This is a genomic window from Pyxidicoccus sp. M6, from assembly GCF_055568925.1.
Window position 1 is genome coordinate 9,000,873 of record NZ_CM145714.1, and the last position, 20,054, is coordinate 9,020,926.

Below are 20,054 nucleotides of genomic sequence, written 5' to 3' on the forward strand. Positions count from 1 at the left end.
GCCGGTTGGACGTCGAAGCCCTGCGCCAGAGCTTCGAAGCGCTGGTGCAGCGCCACGAGTCGCTGCGCACCACCTTCCGCGAGGAGTCCTCGGGCCCTGTCCAGGTCATCTCTCCGCCGGCCGCCCTGCCGCTGGCTGTCGTCGACCTGAGCCACCTGCCCGAAGACACGCGTCTGGCCGAAGTGCGCCGTCTGGCGGCTGCCGAGGCCATTCGTCCCTTCGACCTCGCTTCCGGCCCGTTGCTGCGTGCCTCGCTACTGCGCCTTGATTCCGAGCACCACGTGCTGCTGGTGACGATGCATCACATCGTCTCGGACGGCTGGTCCATGGGCGTGCTGGTGCGCGAGCTGGTCTCCTTCTACGAGGCCTTCTCCTCCGGCCGCTCGTCGGAGCTGGCTCCCCTGCCAGTCCAGTACGCGGACTTCGCTGCATGGCAGCGGTCCTGGCTGCGGGGCGATGTCCTCCAGGCGCAGCTCGACTACTGGAAGCACCAGCTCTCCGGTGCACCTGCGCTGCTGGAGCTGCCCACCGACAGGCCTCGCCCCGCTGTCCAGTCCCAGCGCGGCGCCCTGCTACCCGTTCACCTGCCATTGCCGGTGTCCGAAGCACTCTCCGCCTTCTGCCAGCGCGAAGGCATCACGCCCTTCATGGCCCTGCTCGCCGTCTGGCAGGTGCTCCTGGCGCGCTACTCCGGCCAGGACGACGTCACTGTCGGCTCTCCCATCGCCGGCCGCACCCGCGCGGAGACCGAAGGCCTCATCGGCTTCTTCATCAACACCCTCGTGCTGCGCTCTCGCGTGGCTCCTGAAGCCACCTTCCGCCAGCTGCTCGCCCAGGTGCGCTCCACCACCCTGAGTGCCTACGAGCACCAGCACCTGCCCTTCGAGAAGCTCGTCGAGGAGCTGCAGCCCCAGCGCAGCCTCAGCCACTCGCCTCTCTTCCAGGTCATGCTCGTCCTGCAGAACGCGCCGGCCGCCGCGCTGACTGTCCCGGGCCTGTCCTTCCTGCCCCTGGAGAGCGAGGCCGAAGCCACCAAGTTCGACCTGACGCTCTCGCTGGCCCAGACGCCCCGTGGCCTGTCGGGCGCGCTCCGCTACCGCACCGACTTGTTCGACGCCTCCACCATCTCCCGCATGGTGGAGCACCTGCGCACCCTGCTGGAGGCCGCGCTCGCTTCCCCCGACACACGCGTGGGTGAGTTGCCCCTCCTGGCAGCTTCCGAGCGCACACAACTGCTCGAGTCCTTCAACACCGCGACGGAGCAAGTCCCGTCCGTCGTGCCCGTGCACACGCTCATCGAGGCGCAGGCTGCGCGTCGTCCGACGCAGCCCGCGGTGGCTTGCGAGGGAGAAGTCCTCACCTACGCGGAGCTGAACGCCCGGGCCAACCAGCTTGCGTGGCACCTGCGCTCGCTGGGCGTGGGCCCCGACACGTGCGTGGCCCTGTGCCTGGAACGCTCCGTCGACACGGTGGTGGCGCTGCTCGGCGTCTGGAAGGCCGGTGCCGCCTACGTCCCGCTGGACCCGGCTCAGCCCGCGCTGCGCCTGCAGTCCCTGGTGGAAGAAGTCGCCGCGCCCGTCGTGGTGACGGTGTCCCGCTACGCCGCTTCCTTCACTTCCGCTTGCGTTCGGATGGATGAGGACGCGGAGCTACTCGCGAGCCAGCGCACGGATGCGCCGACAAGCGGTGTGTCCGCGGACAACGTGGCCTACGTCCTCTTCACCTCCGGCAGCACCGGCAGGCCCAAGGGCGTCGCCGTCTCCCACGGCCAGCTCGCCCACTACGTCCACGCCGCTACCGAGCGCCTGGGGCTCGCCGACTGCGCCAGCTTCGCCCTCGTCTCCACCTTCGTCGCCGACCTCGGCAACACCGTCCTCTTCCCCGCCCTGTGCACTGGCGGCCTGCTGCACGTCCTCACCCACGAGCGCGCCAGCAACCCCGCCGGCGTCGCCGAGTACTTCCAGCGCCACGCCGTCGACTGCGTGAAGCTCGTTCCCTCTCACCTGTCCGCGCTTCTCACCGCGGCAGAGCCCCGTCACGTCCTGCCTCGCAAGAAGCTGGTGCTCGGTGGTGAGTCCTCCACCTGGGCCCTCATGGAGCAGGTGCGCGCCCTCGCGCCCGACTGCGAGGTCTTCAACCACTACGGCCCCACCGAGACGACGGTGGGCGTGCTCGCAGGCCGCGTCCAGTGGCCCACCGAGGGCTCCTCTCCGGCCACCGTCCCGCTGGGACGGCCCCTGGCCCAGTCGCGCCTCTACGTCCTCGACGAGCACCTTCAGCCCGCCCCCATCGGCGTCCCCGGGGAGCTGTACATCGGCGGCTCTCAGGTGACGCGCGGCTACCTCGCCCGTCCGGAGCTGACGGCGGAGCGGTACCTGCCCGACCTCTACAGCCCGACTCCGGGCGCGCGCATGTACCGCAGCGGCGACAAGGTGCGCTGGCTGGCGGACGGGCGCGTGGAGTTCATCGGCCGCGCTGACTTCCAGGTGAAGGTGCGTGGCTTCCGCGTGGAGCCCGGTGAAATCGCCACCGTGCTGCGCGAGCACCCCGCCGTGCGCGAGGCCCTCGTCGTGGCTCGCGAGGATGTCCCCGGGGACAAGCGCCTCGTCGCCTACGTCGTGGGCGCAGCGGAGCTCTCCGCGGACGTGCTGCGCGAGGCCCTCAGGGCCCGGCTACCCGAGTACATGGTGCCCTCGGCCTTCGTCGCACTGGAGGCCATGCCGCTGACTCCCAACGGCAAGGTGGACCGCAAGGCTCTGCCCGCACCGGACACCTCGTCCTCTGTTGCCGAGTACGTTGCCCCGCGCACGCCCACCGAGGAAATCCTCGCCTCTCTCTGGGCGAGCCTCCTTCGCGTCCAGCACGTCAGCGTCGACGCCGACTTCTTCGCTCTCGGCGGCCACTCCCTGCTCACCACCCAGGTGGTGTCGCGCGTCCGCTCCGCCCTCGGAGTCGAGCTGCCCCTGCGCGCCCTCTTCGAGGCACCCACCGTCGCTGCGCTCGCCTCACGCATTGAGTCGGCCCGTCTGTCCGCTTCGGGCCCCCAGGCGCCCGCCATCCTCCCCGTCCCCCGCTCCGGGCCCCTGCCTCTTTCCTTCGCCCAGCAGCGCCTGTGGTTCATCGACCAGCTCCAGCCCGGCGGCTCCTCCTACAGCATGCCCCGCTTCGTGCGCATGGAGGGCCCTCTCGACGTCGCCGCCCTGCGCCGGGCCTTCGCGGAGTTGGTGCAGCGCCATGAAGCGCTGCGCACCACCTTCATCCAGCACGAGGGCCAGCCCCTCCAACTCATCGCCCCTCACGCAGAGCTTCCACTCGACGTCGTGGACCTCAATGGCCTGGAGCCTCAGGCCGCCCGGGCGGAGCTGGAGCGGCAACTGCGCGAAGCCACGCTGAAGCCCTTCAACCTCTCCACCGGCCCGCTGGTGCGCGCCGGCCTCTGGAAGCTGGGCCCCACCGAGCACGTGCTCTCGCTCAACATGCACCACATCGTCTCGGACGGTTGGTCCATGGGCGTCCTGGTGCGTGAAGTCGCCGCGCTCTACAACGCCTTCGCTCACGGCAGGCCTTCGCCTCTCACCCCGCTATCCCTCCAGTACGCCGACTACGCCGTCTGGCAGCGCAACTGGCTTCAGGGCGAAGTGCTCGACGCCGAGCTCGCCTGGTGGCGTCAGCAGCTCTCCGGGAACTCGCCCCTGGAGCTGCCCACCGACAAGCCCCGCCCGGCCGTGCAGACCTTCCGGGGCGCTCACGTACCCGTCCGTCTCTCACCCCAGCTCTCCGAGGCAGTGAAGGCGCTGTGCCAGAAGGAAGGCCTGACACCCTTCATGGTGTTGCTGGCCGCCTTCCAGGTGCTGCTGTCGCGCTACTCCGGCCAGGAGGACATCGCCGTCGGCACGCCCATCGCCGGCCGTCAGCGCGGTGAGCTCGAGAACCTCATCGGCTTCTTCGTCAACACCCTGGTCATGCAGTCCAGGGTGGATGGCAGCACTTCGTTCCTCCATCTGCTGCGGCAGGTGAAGGAGACGGCGCTGGGCGCGTACACCCATCAGAACGTGCCCTTCGAGCGGCTGGTGGAGGAGCTCCAGCCCAACAGGGACATGAGCCGCAGCCCGCTCTTCCAGGTCATCTTCGCCCTGCAGAACACGCCCAACGCCCCTCTGCAGAGGCAGGAGCTGACGCTGCGCCCGATGGAGGTGGACAACCCCTCCGCGAAGTTCGAGCTGGAGCTCAGCCTGTCGGAGTCGCCCGCCGGCTTCCGCGGCGCGCTGGGCTACAACACGGACCTGTTCGAGGCGGGTACCGCCACGCGAATGGCGGACCACTTCCTCACGCTGGTGCAGGCCCTCGTGTCCCAGCCCGAGGCAACCCTGTCCTCCGTGTCCCTGCTGTCCGAGGAGGAGCGCCACGAAGTGCTCGTGCGCTGGAACGACACCAGCGCCTCCTTCCCGCACGAAGCCTGCGCCCACCAGCTCTTCGAGTCCTGGGCCGCGCGCACTCCGAACGCAACCGCCCTTCGCTTCGAGGGTCAGGAGCTCACCTACGCCCAGCTCGACACCCGCGCCAACCAGCTCGCGCACCACCTGCGCGCGCTCGGCGTGCGTGCCGAGGTGCCGGTGGCTCTGTGCGTGGAGCGCTCGCTGGAGACGGTCATCGCGCTCCTCGCCATCCTCAAGGCCGGTGGCGCCTACGTGCCGCTGGATCCCAGCTATCCCGTGGAGCGCCTGACGTACACGCTGCACGACTGCGCCGCTCCGCTCCTCATCACCACGGCACCGCTCGCCGCCAGGCTCCCGCTCGGTGCCGCGCAGCGCGTCCTGCTGGATGCCGAGGCCGAGCTCATCTCGTCGCGGCCCACCTCCGCGCCGCCATGCACGGTGGATGCGCAGAGCCTCGCGTACATCATCTACACCTCGGGCAGCACCGGCCGTCCCAAGGGGACGCTGCTGCAACACCGGGGTCTGTGCAACACGGCGCTCACCGCCGGACGCGTCCATGGATACCGGCCCGGCAGCCGCGTCCTTCAGTACGCCGCCTTCGGCTTCGACGCCTCGGTGGCCGAAATCTTCGGCACGCTGCTCGCTGGCGCCACCCTGGTGCTGGCCCCCCGCGAGCGACTGATGCCCGGCGCCCCGCTGCGCACGCTGCTGCGCGACGAGGCCCTTACCGCCGTCACCCTCACGCCCTCCGTGCTCGCGCAGATGGAGCCCGAGGACTTCCCCGCCCTGGAGAGCATCATCTCCGCCGGTGAAGCCTGCACGCCCGAGCTGGTGGAGCGCTGGGGAGGCCGCGTGCGGCTGCTCAATGCCTATGGCCCCACGGAAGCCACCGTGTGCGCCACCATCTCCGAGCCGCTGGTGCCCGGCGCGCGCCTCACCATCGGCCGTCCCTGGGACAACGTGCGCGTGTACGTGCTGGACGCGACGCTTCGCCCCGTCCCCGTGGGCGTGCCCGGTGAGCTGTGCGTGGGCGGCGTGGGCCTCGCCCGCGGCTACATCGGCCAGCCGGGCCTCACCGCCGAGCGCTTCGTGCCCGATGCCTTCAGCGCCGAAGCGGGCGCACGCCTCTACCGCACCGGAGACAAGGCGCGGTGGCTGGCCGACGGCACGCTGGAGTACCTGGGCCGCATCGACTCGCAGGTGAAGCTGCGCGGCTTCCGCATCGAGCTCGGTGAAGTCGAAGCCGCCCTGCTCGCCCGCTCCGAGGTGCGCGAAGCAGTGGCAGCGGTGCGCGAGGACGCTCCCGGCGCCAGGAGACTGGTCGCGTACGTGGTGGCTCGCGAGGGCACCACGGTGGACGCCGCCGCGCTGCGAGCCGCCCTCCAGCAGCAGCTGCCCGAGTACATGGTGCCCTCGGCCATCACCGTGCTGCCAGCCCTGCCGCTGACGTCGCATGGCAAGGTGGACCGCAGGGCGCTGCCCGCTCCGGACGCGGCGTTGTCGGCCCGGGAGTACGTGGCGCCTCGCAGCCCCGTCGAGGCGCGGCTGGCCGCCCTCTGGGCGGAGCTGCTGCACGTGGAGCGTGTCGGCGTGTACGACAGCTTCTTCGAGCTGGGCGGCCACTCGCTGCTGGCCACGCAGCTCATCTCCCGCGTGCGCACCACCCTGGACGTGGAGCTACCGCTGCGCGCTCTCTTCGAGGCGCCCACCCTCCAGGGGCTCGCCGCGCGCATCGACGCCGCTCGTGAGTCCGGCATCGGGAGCCGCGCGCCCGCCATCGTCCCCGTGTCCCGCGCGGAGGCACTGCCGCTCTCCTTCGCCCAGCAGCGGCTGTGGTTCCTCGACCAGCTCGAGCCCGGCAGCCCCGCCTTCAACATCCCCTCCGCCCTGCGCCTGTCCGGCGTGCTGGACGCGGAGGCCCTCCGTCGCGCCCTCGAAGCGCTGGTGCACCGGCACGAAGCCCTGCGCACCACCTTCCGCGACGAGCCCGCCGGCTCCGTCCAGGTCATCTCCCCGCCCGCGCCCCTGCGCATGGACGTCATCGACCTGCGCTCGCTGCCTCCCGAGCAGCGCCAGGCCGAGGCCTGGCGGATGTCCGAGGAAGAGGCCCTGCGCCCCTTCAACCTGAGCACGGGGCCGCTGCTGCGCGCGTCCCTGCTGGTGCTCGACGAGCAGGAGCATGTGCTGCTGCTCACGGTCCATCACATCGTCTCCGATGGCTGGTCCATGGGCGTCCTGATGCGCGAGGTGGCGCAGCTCTATGCCGCCTTCGCGTCCGGCCGTCCTTCGCCGCTGGCGCCGCTGCCGCTCCAGTACGCGGACTTCGCCGCCTGGCAGCGTCAGTGGCTCCAGGGCGACGAGCTCGAGACGCAGCTCGACTGGTGGCGGCGTCAGCTCGAAGGAGCGCCGCAGGAGCTGGAGCTGCCCACGGACAGGCCGCGCACGCAGCGCACCATGCCTCGGGCGGCCCATGTCCCCGTCGTGCTCCCGCGTGAGCTCTCGGAGGCCGTGGACGCGCTGTGCCTCCGCGAGGGCCTCACGCCCTTCATGTTCCTGCTGTCCGCGTTCCAGGTGCTGCTGTCGCGCTACTCCGGCCAGGAAGACATCTGCGTCGGCACGCCGGTGGCCGGACGCGACCGCGCCGAGCTGGAAGGCCTGGTCGGCTTCTTCCTCAACACGCTGGTGCTGCGCACCCGCCTGGACGGAGACCCCACCGGACGCGAGCTGCTGGCCCGCGTGCGGGACATGTCCCTGGGCGCCTTCGCCCACCAGCTCATCCCCTTCGAGCAGCTCCAGCCGATGCGCGGCTTGCGCCAGGCGCCGCTGTTCCAGGTGATGTTCATGTTGCAGAACCTCCCCTCGACGGAGCTGTCCGTTCCGGGGCTGACCTTCCGCACCCTGAGCACGCAGAGCCGCGTCGCCAAGTTCGACATGACGCTGGTCCTGTCACGCAGTGGGGACGGCTTCCACGGTGGGCTGGAGTACGCCGCCGACCTGTTCGACGCGTCCACCGCCGAGCGCATGGCCCGGCACTTCCGCGTGCTGGTGGAGGCGCTCGTGGCCGAGCCCGAGCGCCGGCTGTCGAGCGTCAAGCTGCTGGCCGGTGACGAGCGCCGCCAGGTGCTGGTGGACTGGAACGCCACCCACGCCGCCTTCCCCGAGGCGTGCATCCACTCGCTCTTCGAGGCCCAGGTCCGCCGCGCACCGGACGCGCCTGCCGCGTCCTTCGAGGGACAGCACCTCACCTACGCGCAGCTCGACGCGAAGGCCAACCAGCTCGCGCACGCACTGCGCCGCCGTGGCGTGGGGCCGGAGGTGCGCGTGGCGCTCAGTGTGGAGCGCTCGCTGGACATCGTCGTGGGCCTGCTCGGCATCCTCAAGGCCGGTGGCGCCTGGGTGCCCATGGATCCGCTGCTGCCGCGTGAGCGCCTGGCGTTCATGCTGGAGGACAGCGGAGCCACGGTACTCGTGACGCAGGCCGCGCTGCTGGAGCGCTACCCCGAGGGACACCGTGCCCGTGCGCTCTGCCTCGACTCCGAGAAGGACTCGCTGTCGCGTGAGAGCACCGAGGCGCCGGTGACGGGCGTGGCCCCGAACCATCTTGCGTACCTGCTCTACACGTCCGGAAGCACCGGCATGCCCAAGGGCACCGCCGTGGAGCACCGCGGTGTCGCCAACCTGGTGACGCACGAGGCGGTGGCCTACGGCATCGGCCCTGGTAGCCGAGTGCTTCAGTTCGCGAATCTCTCCTTCGACCTGTCGGTGGAGGAGATCTTCACCACGCTGTGCTCCGGAGGCGCGCTGATGCTGGCGCCGCTGGAGAAGCTGATGCCCGGCGCGCCACTGCAGACGCTGTTGCGCGAGGAGTCCCTCACCGTCATCAGCCTCACCCCGGCGGCCCTCGCGGCCACGCCGGCGGATGACCTGCCAGCGCTGCGCACGGTCATCTCCGGCGGCGAAGCCCTGCCCACCGAGGTGGTGGCGCGCTGGGCTCCGGGCCGGCGCTTCCTGAACACCTACGGCCCGACGGAGGCCACGGTGGTCGCCACGCTCACCGAGTGCGTGGCGGACGGCCGCGTGCCTCCCATCGGCCGGCCGCTGGCCAACGTGCGGGTGTACGTGCTCGACACGCGCGGCGAGCCCGTGCCCGTGGGCGTGAAGGGCGAGCTGTACCTCGGAGGCGTGGGCGTGGCGCGTGGCTACCCGGGCCGCCCCGCGCTCACCGCCGAGCGCTTCGTGCCGGACGCGTTCTCCGGCGAGGCGGGTGCGCGCTTGTACCGCACGGGCGACGTGGTGCGCTGGCGCGAGGACGGCACACTGGACTTCGTCGGCCGCGCGGACGCGCAGGTGAAGGTGCGCGGCTTCCGCATCGAGCTGGGCGAGGTGGAATCCGCCCTCTCGAAGCTGCCGGTCGTGAGCGAAGCCGTGGTGGTGGCGCGCGAGGACGGGCCCGGCGGCAAGCGGCTCGTGGGCTACGTCGTGGCGCGAGAAGGCGCGGAGACGGACGGCGCGACACTCCGGGCCGCCCTGAAGGAAACGCTCCCCGAGTACATGGTGCCCTCGGCCATCGTGGTGCTGCCGACGATGCCGCTCACTCCGAATGGCAAGGTGGACCGCAAGGCCCTGCCTGCTCCGGACTTCGCGAGCGAGGCAGGGACGCACGTCACGCCGCGCACTCCCACCGAGGAGCGCGTCGCGGAGCTCTGGATCCAGCTCCTCAACGTCGAGCGCGTGGGCGCCACCGACAACTTCTTCGACCTGGGCGGCCACTCGCTGTTGGCCACACAGGCCATCAGTCGCATCCGCGCCGCCTTCGGCGTGGAGTTGCCCCTGCGCGGCCTGTTCGAGTCGCCCACCGTCGAAGGCGTGGCGCGCCTGATCGACGCCGCCCTCGAAGGCAAGGGCACACCGGCCAACCGCAAGCAGCGAGACACCCTCGAGCTGTCGCTGCCCGTCATCCCCCTGGAAGACGTGGCAGAGCGCGAGCAGGCGAAGTCCCGCCCCGTGGAGCAGCACGGCGATTCCGCCGAGGCCCGGGGCCTCACTCCCGAAGAGCGCCAGCAGGTACTGGTGGATTGGAACGCCACGGCTGCCGACTACCCGCGCGCCTCCACCCTGCCCGAGGTCTTCGCGCAGGTGGTGGCCCGCTTCCCCGACAAGGTCGCCGTCGAGCTCGGTGAAGCAAAGCTCACCTACCGCCAGCTCGACGCGCGCGCCAACCAACTGGCCTGGCACCTGCGCTCCCTCGGCGTGTCCACCGACTCGCGCGTCGCACTCGCCGTGGAGCGCTCGCTGGAGCTCATCGTCTCCCTCGTCGCCATCCTCAAGGCCGGCGGCGCCTACGTGCCGCTCGACCCTGCGTACCCGCGCGAGCGCCTCGCCGCCATGGTGGAGGACGCGCGTCCCACCGTCCTCATCACCACGCGCGAGCTGCTCCCGAAGCTGCCCTCCAAGGGCCTCCTCACGCTGGTGCTCGGCGACGTGCCCGTCGAAAGCCAGCCCACGTACGCGCCTCCTTCCTCCGCTCTGCCCCAAAGCCTCGCGTACATCGACTTCACGTCGGGAAGTACCGGCAGGCCCAAGGGCGTCGGCACTCCTCACTCCGCCGTCCTGCGCACCCTCTTCGGCAACGACTACGCCCGCTTCGGGCCCGATGAGACGTTCCTTCTGCTGGCCCCCGTCTCCTTCGACGCCTCCACCCTGGAGCTCTGGGGCGCGCTGCTGCACGGCGCCCGCCTCGTGGTGATGCCGCCCCAGACTCCTTCTCTCGAAGAGCTGGGCCAGGTGCTGCAGCGCACCGGCGTGACGACGCTGTGGCTCACCTCCGGCCTCTTCACCCAGATGGTGGATGGCAACCTCGAGGGCCTGCGCACGCTGAAGCAGGTGCTCACCGGCGGTGACGTGGTGAGTGCGCCGCATGCGCGCCGCGTGCTGCAAGCGCTGCACGTGCCCGTCACCAACGGCTATGGCCCCACCGAGAGCACCGTCTTCGCCACCAGCTTCCGCATGACGGACGTGGCCCAGGTGGGCGCCACCGTCCCCATCGGCAGGCCGCTGGCCAACACGTGCGTGTACGTGCTGGACGCTTCGGGCCAGCCAGTGCCCGTGGGAGTACCCGGTGAGCTCTTCATCGGCGGCGACGGCCTGGCCCGCGGCTACGTCGGCCAGCCCGCCCTCACCGCCGAGCGCTTCGTGCCCGACGCCTTCTCCGGCGTGCCCGGTGCCCGCCTCTACCGCACCGGTGACCTGGTGCGCTGGCGCGCGGACGGCGCCCTGGACTTCCTCGGCCGCGCCGATGACCAGGTGAAGGTGCGTGGCTACCGCATCGAGCTGGCTGAAATCGAAGCCGCGCTGCTGGCCCTGCCCGAGGTGCGCGAAGCCGTCGTCGTGCTGCGCGAGGACCGTCCGGGCGACAAGCGCCTCGTCGGCTACGTCGCCGCGCCGGAGTCGCTGGACATGGCGGCCCTGCGCGTCGCCCTCAAGCAGCGGCTGCCCGAGTACATGGTGCCCGCCGCACTGGTGCGCCTGGACGCGTTGCCGCTCACCGCCAACGGCAAGGTGGACCGCAAGGCGCTCCCGGCTCCCTCGGCGTTCCAGGACCGCGTCACCACCCGCGCGCCCCGCACCGACTGCGAGCGCGAATTGGCGGCGCTCTGGTCGCGCATCCTCCAGGTGGACAATCCCGGCGCGGAGGACGACTTCTTCGAGCTGGGCGGCAACTCGCTGAGCGCCACGCAGGTCATCTCCCGCGTCCGCAAGCACTTCGGCGTGGAGCTCTCGTTCGCCGACTTCTTCTCCCTGCCCACCATCGAAGCCCTGGCCCGGCGCATCGAGGAGCTGTCCGCGAGCCGGCCCGCCTCGCTCCAGCCCATGCTGCGGCCCCGGGCGGGAAGCGGCCATCCGCCCTTGTCCTTCGCGCAGCAGCGCCTGTGGTTCTTCTCGAAGCTGGAGCCCGACGGCGCCACGTACAACCTTCCCTTCGCGGTACGCCTCGACGGCACGCTCGATGTGCCCGCGCTCGCAAGGACCCTGCGAGACCTGCTCCAGCGCCACGAGTCCCTGCGCACCACGCTCCAGGAGCACGACCACCAGCCCGTCCAGGTCATCGCGGAGCGGCCCGCGCTCCCCGCGGGCTGGATGGACCTCGAAGCCCTCCCCGAGCCCGAGCGCGACGCCGCGCTCCAGCGCCTCATCGAGCACGAGTCCCAGCAGCCATTCAATCTGGAGACGGGCCCGCTCTGGCGGGTCCTCCTGGTGCGCCGCTCGGAGCAGCAGCACGTGTTGTTGCTCACCCTGCACCACGTCATCGCGGACGGCTGGTCGATGGGCGTCCTCACCGAGGAGCTGAGCACGCTGTACACGGCGCACGTCGAGGGCCGTCCCGCGAACCTCGAGCCGCTGCCGGTGCAGTACCCGGACTTCGCTCTCTGGCAGCGCTCCTGGCTCCGCGACGAGGTGCTGGATGCCGAGCTCGGCTGGTGGCGCCAGCAACTCCAGGGTGCACCGCGCGCACTGGAGCTGCCCACCGACAGGCCACGCCCGGCGACGCAGAGCTTCCGCGGCGCCGCGCATCAGTTCCATTTCCCGCGCGAGCTGTCGGACGCACTCGAAGCGCTCTGCCGCCAGGAGGGAACCACGCCCTCCATGGTGGTGCTCGCCGCATTCCAGGCGCTGCTGTCCCGCTACTCCGGCCAGGACGACGTCAGCGTCGGCACGCCCATCGCGGGCCGGACGCACGCGGACCTGGAGGGCCTCATCGGCTTCTTCGTCAACACGCTGGTGCTGCGCACGAAGCTGGACGGAGACCCGAGCTTCCGCGCGCTGCTCGCCCGCGTGCGCGACGTGATGCTCGGTGCCTACGCGCACCAGGACGTCCCCTTCGAGAAGCTGGTGGAGACGCTGCGGCCCGAGCGCGCTCCTGGCCGCACCCCGCTCTTCCAGGTGATGCTCGCGTACCAGAACGCGCCGCTACCGGAGCTGATGGGGCCGGGGCTGAAGATGGGCGGCATGAAGGTCGAGAGCCGCTCGGCGAAGTTCGACCTCATCCTGGCCATCTCCGACCGGGGCCATGGACTGAGGGGACAGCTCGAGTACAGCACCGACCTCTTCGACGCCTCGACGGCGGCGAGGCTGGTGAACCACCTGCACGTGCTGCTGGAAGCGGCGCTCGCGAGCCCGGACCGGCCGCTGTCCACCCTGCCCATGCTCACGGCCGAGGAGCGGCACCTGCTGTTCCACGCGTGGCGCGAGCCGTCCGCCGCCACGGTGGGAGACGCCAGCCTGTACCGGCTCTTCCAGGCACAGGCCCGGCTCACGCCGAGCGCAGTGGCCGCGGAGCACGAAGGCCAGACGCTCACCTGGAGTGAGCTGTACCAGCGTGCGCGCCAGGTGCACCGCTCGCTGCTCGTGCGTGGGCTGGTGGAGCTGCCCGAGCCGCCTCCGCTGATGCCGGTGCCGCGCACGGACGCGCTGCCGTTGTCCTTCGCGCAGCAGCGGCTGTGGTTCCTCGACCAGCTCGAACCCGGAGGCCCCACCTACAACATCCCCACCGCCGTGCGGCTGGAAGGTGAGCTGGATGTCGAAGCCCTCCAGCGCGCACTCAACGAACTGGTTCGCCGCCACGAGGCACTGCGCACCACGTTCCACGAGCGGCAGGGCGAGCCCGTCCAGCGCATCGCGCCCCAGGGCGAGCTGCCGTTGGAAGCGGTGGACCTGAGCGGCCTGGGCGAGTCCGCGCTCGACGAGGCCCGACGTCTGCTGGCCCGGGAAAGCCTCCGTGGCTTCAACATGGCCACGGGTCCCCTGCTGCGCGCGGTGCTGCTGAAGCTCACGCCGGCCGAGCACGTGCTGATGCTCAACATGCACCACGTCATCTCGGACGGCTGGTCGCTGGGTGTGCTGGTGCGCGAAGTGGCCATCCTCTACGCCGCCTTCAGCCAGGGGAAGCCTTCGCCGCTGCCCGAGCTGCCGCTGCAGTACGCCGACTACGCCGTCTGGCAGCGCCAGTGGCTCCAGGCCGAAGTGCTCGAAGCGCAGCTCGCGTATTGGAGCCGTCAGCTCTCGGGCGCCGCCCCGCTGCAGCTGCCCATCGACAAGCCGCGCCCGCCGGTGCAGACGTTCCACGGCGCGTTCGTCCCCGTCCACCTGCCGGCGGCACTGGCCCAGGCCCTCAAGGCCCTGTGTCAGCGTGAAGCCGTCACCCCCTTCATGGTGCTGCTCGCCGCATGGCAGGCCCTGCTGGCCCGCTACTGCAACCAGCAGGACATCTCCATCGGCTCCCCCATCGCCGGACGCCAGCGCCAGGAGACGGAGGGCCTCATCGGCTTCTTCGTCAACACGCTGGTGCTGCGCTCCCACGTGAACGGCGCTGGCTCCTTCCGCCAACTGCTCCAGCAGGTGAAGGAGACGGCACTGGGCGCCTATGCCCACCAGGACGTGCCCTTCGAGCGGCTCGTCGAAGAGCTGCGGCCCGAGCGCGACCTCAGCCGCAGCCCCCTCTTCCAGGTCCTCTTCGCCCTCCAGAACGTCGCGGCCACGGGTCCTGCCCAGCAACAGCCCGGCATGGCCATGCGCCCGATGGAGGTGGAGCTGCGCGCCACCAAGTTCGAGCTGGAGCTGGGCCTGTCCGAGACCGCTCAGGGCTTCACGGGCATGCTGGGCTACAACACGGACCTCTTCGAGGACTCGACGGCCCGGCGCATCGCGGAGCACTTCCGGGTGCTCACAGAGGCACTGGTGGCCCGCCCCGAAGCTCCGCTGGCTTCCGTGTCCATGCTGTCCGTGGAGGAGCGCCAGCAGGTGCTCGTGGAGTGGAACGCCACGGCTGCTGACTACCCGCGCGCGTCCACCCTGCCCGAGGTCTTCGCGCAGGTGGTGGCCCGCTTCCCCGACAAGGTCGCCGTCGAATTCGGGGACGCGAAGCTCACGTATCGGCAGTTGGATGAGCGTGCGAATCAGCTCGCGCACCACCTGCGTGGCCTGGGTGTGTCCACCGACTCGCGCGTGGCCATTGCCCTGGAGCGCTCACTGGAGTTGGTGGTCTCCCTGGTCGCCATCCTCAAGGCCGGCGGTGCCTACGTGCCGCTCGACCCGGCGTACCCGCGCGAGCGCCTCGCCGCCATGGTGGAGGATGCGCGTCCGCGCGTGCTCGTCACCACGCGCGCGCTGCTGGAGAAGCTCCCCACGGACACCCTGTCCACCGTGGTGCTGGACGACACGCAGCTCTCCGGGCTGCCCACTCATGCGCTGCCCCCGGCCGCGCTGCCCGAGAGCCTCGCGTATATCGACTTCACCTCCGGCTCCACGGGCCGTCCCAAGGGCGTGGGCACCACCCAGGCCGCGGTGCTGCGCACCGTCTTCGGCGTCGACTACGCGCACCTGGGCCCGGACGAGACGTTCCTCCTCATCGCGCCCGTGTCCTTCGATGCCTCCACCCTGGAGCTGTGGGGCCCGCTCCTTCACGGCGCGCGGCTCGTCGTCTTCCCGCCGCACTCGCCTTCCGACCTGAAGGAGCTGGAGTCCGTGCTGGTGAGGCATGGCGTCACCACGCTGCACCTCACCTCCGGCCTCTTCTCGCAGATGGTGGACCACAACCTGTCCGGGCTGCTCACGGTGAAGCAGTTGCTCACGGGTGGCGACGTCGTCTCCGCGCCCCATGTCCGCCGCGTGCTGGAAGAGCTGCGCATCCCGGTGACGGCCTGCTACGGCCCTACCGAGGGCACCCTCTTCACCTCCACCCACCGCATGACGGACGTGGCCCACGTGGGCACCGCCGTTCCCATTGGCCGGCCGCTGGCCAACACCCAGGTGTACCTGCTCGATGCCGCCGGCCAGCCGGTGCCTCCGGGTGTCACCGGCGAGCTGTTCATCGGCGGCGATGGCCTGGCCCGGGGCTACGTGGAGCAGCCCGCCCTCACCGCCGAGCGCTTCGTCCCCAATCCCTTCTCCGCCACGCCCGGTGCCCGCCTCTACCGCACCGGTGACCTGGCGCGCTGGCGCACGGACGGAGTGCTGGAGTTCCTCGGCCGAGCCGACGCCCAGGTGAAGGTGCGCGGCTACCGCGTCGAGCTGGCCGAGGTCGAAGCCGCCCTGCTCGCCCTGCCCGAGGTGCGCGAGGCGGTCGTCCTCGTCCGAGAGGACACGCCGGGCAACAAGCGCCTCGTCGGCTACGTCGTGGCGCCCGAGTCGCTGAGCACCTCCACCCTGCGCGCGAAGCTCCAGCAACGGCTGCCCGAGTACATGGTGCCCAGCGCACTGGTGCGGCTGAACGCAATGCCTCTCACCGCCAACGCCAAGGTGGACAGGAAGGCCCTGCCCGTCCCCGAGTCGGCACTGGCGAGCCGTGACACGGCCTATGTGGCTCCGCGTACGCCGACCGAAGAGCTGTTGGCGTCCCTCTTCGCCCAGGTGCTGCATTTGGAGCGAGTCGGCATCGAGGACCACTTCTTCGAGCTGGGTGGACACTCCCTGCTGGCCACGCAGCTCATCTCCCGAGTGCGCACGGCCTTCGCCGTGGAGCTGCCGCTGCGTGCGCTCTTCGAGGCCCCCACCGTTGCCGCCCTCGCCGCACGCATCGAGGCGGCGCGGCGCGAAGGCTCCGCCCTGGCTCCGCCGCTGGTGTCGGTGCCGCGCACGGGTGCACTGCCGTTGTCCTTCGCGCAGCAGCGACTGTGGTTCCTCGACCAACTGGAGCCAGGCAACTCCCTCTACAACATGCCGTTCGCCGTGCGGCTGGAGGGTGAGCTGCACATCGAAGCCATGCAGCGCAGCCTCACCGAGCTGGTGCGCCGCCACGAGGCACTGCGCACCACCTTCCACGCACAGCAGGGCCAACCCATCCAGGTCATCGCTCCCGCCACCGAGATACCGCTGCACATGGTGGACCTGAGCGGCCTGGGCGAGGCCGCGCCCCAGGAAGCCCGACGCCTGCTGGCCCAGGAGGGCACGCATGGCTTCGACCTGGCCGCGGGCCCCCTGCTGCGCGCGGTGCTGCTGAAGCTCGCCCCGTTCGAGCACGTGCTGGTGCTCAACATGCACCACATCATCTCGGACGGCTGGTCCATGGGCGTGCTCGTGCGAGAAGTGACCGCCCTCTACGCCGCCTTCAGCCAGGGGAAGCCTTCACCGCTTCCCGAGCTGCCGCTGCAGTACGCCGACTACGCCGTCTGGCAGCGCCAGTGGCTGCAAGGGGCCGTGCTCGACGAGCAGCTGAGCTGGTGGCGCCAGAAGCTTGGCGGCAATGTCCCGCTGCAGCTGCCCATCGACAAGCCGCGCCCGCCGGTGCAGACCTTCCGCGGCGCGTTCGTCCCCGTCCACCTGCCGGCGACACTGGCCCAGACACTCAAGGCCCTGTGTCAGCGTGAGGCCGTCACGCCCTTCATGGTGCTGCTCGCCGCATGGCAGGCCCTGCTGGCCCGCTACTGCAACCAACAGGACATCTCCATCGGCTCACCCATCGCCGGACGCCAGCGCCAGGAGACGGAAGGCCTCATCGGCTTCTTCGTCAACACGCTGGTGCTGCGCTCTCACGTGGACGGTGCTGGCTCCTTCCGTCAGTTGCTCCAGCAGGTGAAGGAGACAGCACTGGGCGCCTACGCCCACCAGGACGTGCCCTTCGAACGGCTCGTCGAAGAGCTGCGGCCCGAGCGCGACCTCAGCCGCAGCCCCCTCTTCCAGGTCCTCTTCGCCCTGCAGACGACTTCCGCTGTCTCCTCCGCCTCCGCCATGCAGACTCCCGGCTCGGCGCTGCACCCGATGGAAGAGGAGAGCCGCTCGACGAAGTTCGAGTTGGAGCTGAACCTGTCGGAGACGGCCCAGGGCTTCACGGGGGCGCTGGGCTACAACACCGACCTCTTCGAGCCCGCCACGGCCCGGCGCATCGCGGAGCACTTCCGAGTGCTCACCGAAGCACTGGTGGCACGGCCTGAGTCGCCCTTGGCGTCCGCGTCCATGCTGTCCGAGGAGGAGCGGCAGCAGGTGCTGGTGGAGTGGAACGCCACCGCGGCCGACTACCCGCGCGCCTCCACCCTGCCCGAGGTCTTCGCGCAGGTGGTGGCCCGCTTCCCCGACAAGGTCGCCGTCGAGCTCGGTGAAGCAAAGCTCACCTACCGCCAGCTCGACGCGCGCGCCAACCAACTGGCCTGGCACCTGCGCTCCCTCGGCGTGTCCACCGACTCTCGCGTCGCACTCGCCGTGGAGCGCTCGCTGGAGCTCATCGTCTCCCTCGTCGCCATCCTCAAGGCCGGCGGTGCCTACGTCCCCCTCGACTCCTCCTACCCGCGCGAGCGCCTCGCCGCCATGGTGGAGGATGCGCGTCCCACCGTCCTCATCACCACGCGCGAGCTGCTCCCGAAGCTGCCCTCCAAGGGCCTCCTCACGCTGGTGCTCGGCGACGTGCCCGTCGAAAGCCAGCCCACGTACGCGCCTCCTTCCTCCGCTCTGCCCCAAAGCCTCGCGTACATCGACTTCACCTCGGGAAGTACCGGCAGGCCCAAGGGCGTCGGCACTCCTCACTCCGCCGTCCTTCGCACCGTCTTCGGCAACGACTACGCGCACCTCGGCCCGGATGAGACCTTCCTCCTCATCGCGCCTGTCTCCTTCGACGCCTCCACCCTGGAGCTCTGGGGCCCGTTGCTCCATGGCGCGCGGTTGGTGGTGTTCCCGCCGCACTCGCCTTCCGACATGCAGGAACTGGAGACCGTGCTGACGAAGTCCGGTGTGACGACGCTGCACCTCACCGCCGGCCTCTTCACCCAGGTCGTGGACCACAACTTCACCGCCCTCCGGTGCGTGAAGCAGCTGCTCACCGGTGGTGACGTCGTCAGCGCTCCTCACGTGCGCCGCGTGATTGAAGAGCTGCGCATCCCGGTGACGGCCTGCTACGGCCCCACCGAGACGACGCTCTTCGCCTCCACCCACCGCATGACGAGCCCCGCGCAGGTCGGCTCGTCCGTGCCCATCGGAAAGCCCCTCGGCAACACGCAGGTCTACCTGCTGGACGCCTCCGGTCAGCCCGTGCCCGTGGGGGTTGTCGGCGAGTTGTTCATCGGTGGCGACGGCATGGCTCGCGGCTACGTCGGCCAGCCCTCCCTCACCGCTGAGCGCTTCGTCCCTGACACCTTCTCCGGCATCCCCGGAGCGCGCCTCTACCGCACCGGAGACCTCGCCCGCTGGCGCAACGACGGCGTGCTGGAGTTCCTCGGCCGCGCGGACGCGCAGGTGAAGGTGCGCGGCTACCGTATCGAGCTCGCCGAAATCGAAGCCGCGCTGCTGGCCTTCCCCGAGGCGCGCGAGGCCGTCGTCGTGCTGCGCGAGGACCGTGTCGGCGACAAGCGCCTCGTCGGCTACGTCGCCGCGCCGGAGTCGCTGGACATGGCGGCCTTGCGCGCCGCCCTCAAGCAGCGACTGCCCGAGTTCATGGTGCCCGCGGCACTGGTGCGCCTGGACGCGCTGCCGCTCACCGCCAATGCCAAGGTGGACCGCAAGGCCCTGCCCGCGCCGGATGTCTCGACGGCTCGCGCGGAGTACGTCGCTCCCCGCACCCCGCTGGAAGAGCAGCTCGCGCAGACATTCGCCGAGGTGCTGAACGTGGAGCGTGTCGGCGTGGAGGACGACTTCTTCGCCCTGGGCGGCCACTCCCTGCTCGCGGTGCGCCTCATGGCCCTGATTCGTGAGCGCACCGGACTGGCGCTGCCCCTGTCAGCGCTCTTCCAGGGCTCCACCGTCGGGCAGCTCGCGGCCGTGGCGCGGACGCATCAGGACCCACGCACGCGCAAGCCCAATCTGGCGCGGCTCGACACGGGCACGTCCCAGCGCCGGCCGTTGTTCATCGTCCACGGCGGCGGAGGAGCGCTGCTCAGCTACACCGACCTCGTCCACCACCTTGGTGAAGAGAGACCCATCCACGGCCTCTTCGCCCCCGGCCTGGAAGGCGGAGAGCTGCCTCCCGCGTCCATGGAGGCCCTGGCCCGCCTCTATGTGGAGCAGGTGCGCGAAGAGCAGCCCCTCGGCCCCTACCTGCTCGCGGGCTGGTCCCTGGGCGGAGTGGTGGCGTACGAGATGGCGCGGCAGCTCGAGTCCCTGGGCGAGCAGGTGGAGCTGCTGGCGCTGATCGACAGCCTCGCGCCCAGCGGGCAGGTCCATCCGCTGCCACCGCCGCTGAAGCGGCTGGCCGCCTTCGCACAGATGGTGGGACTCCCGCTGCACGACCTCCCGCCAGTGGAGCTGGAGCAACTGAATGGGCTGGAGGGCGAGGAGCTGATGAAGCGGGTGGTGGAAGGGCTGAGGGGCCTGCCCGCCGCCGAAGCCCTGGCGCCGGAACAGACCAGCCGCCTCTTCGCCGTGCACGAGCGGCTCACCGCGGTGAACTACGGCTACGTGCCCGCTGGCACCTTCACGGGGACGGCCGAGTTCCTCCGGGCTTCGGTGCGTCCGGAGTCTCCCCTGGCCGAGGATGGTGGCTGGTCGCAGTGGGTCTCGGGTGGCGTCAGGACGAGCGACGTGCCGGGTGACCACCTCTCCCTGATGCAGCCCCCCAACGTCGCCGCCCTGGCGGAGAAGCTCAACGCGCTCCTGCGAGCCCTGGAGCCTGGGGACTCATGACGCGCTGACCTGGGGAGG

General features: G+C 70.6%; 1 protein-coding gene (only partly in view). It reads left to right on the forward strand.

All coding sequences use genetic code 11. The annotated features are described in order from the left end of the window. Nucleotides 1-20,036, forward strand: the end of a protein-coding gene (locus ACVTJA_RS35280; protein ID WP_465826301.1) for a non-ribosomal peptide synthase/polyketide synthase. It extends 25,507 nt beyond the left edge of the window; 20,036 of the gene's 45,543 nt are visible here — the last part of the coding sequence; its start codon lies beyond the left edge, outside the window; it ends in the stop codon at nt 20,034-20,036. The last annotated feature ends 18 nt before the right edge of the window (nt 20,037-20,054 follow it).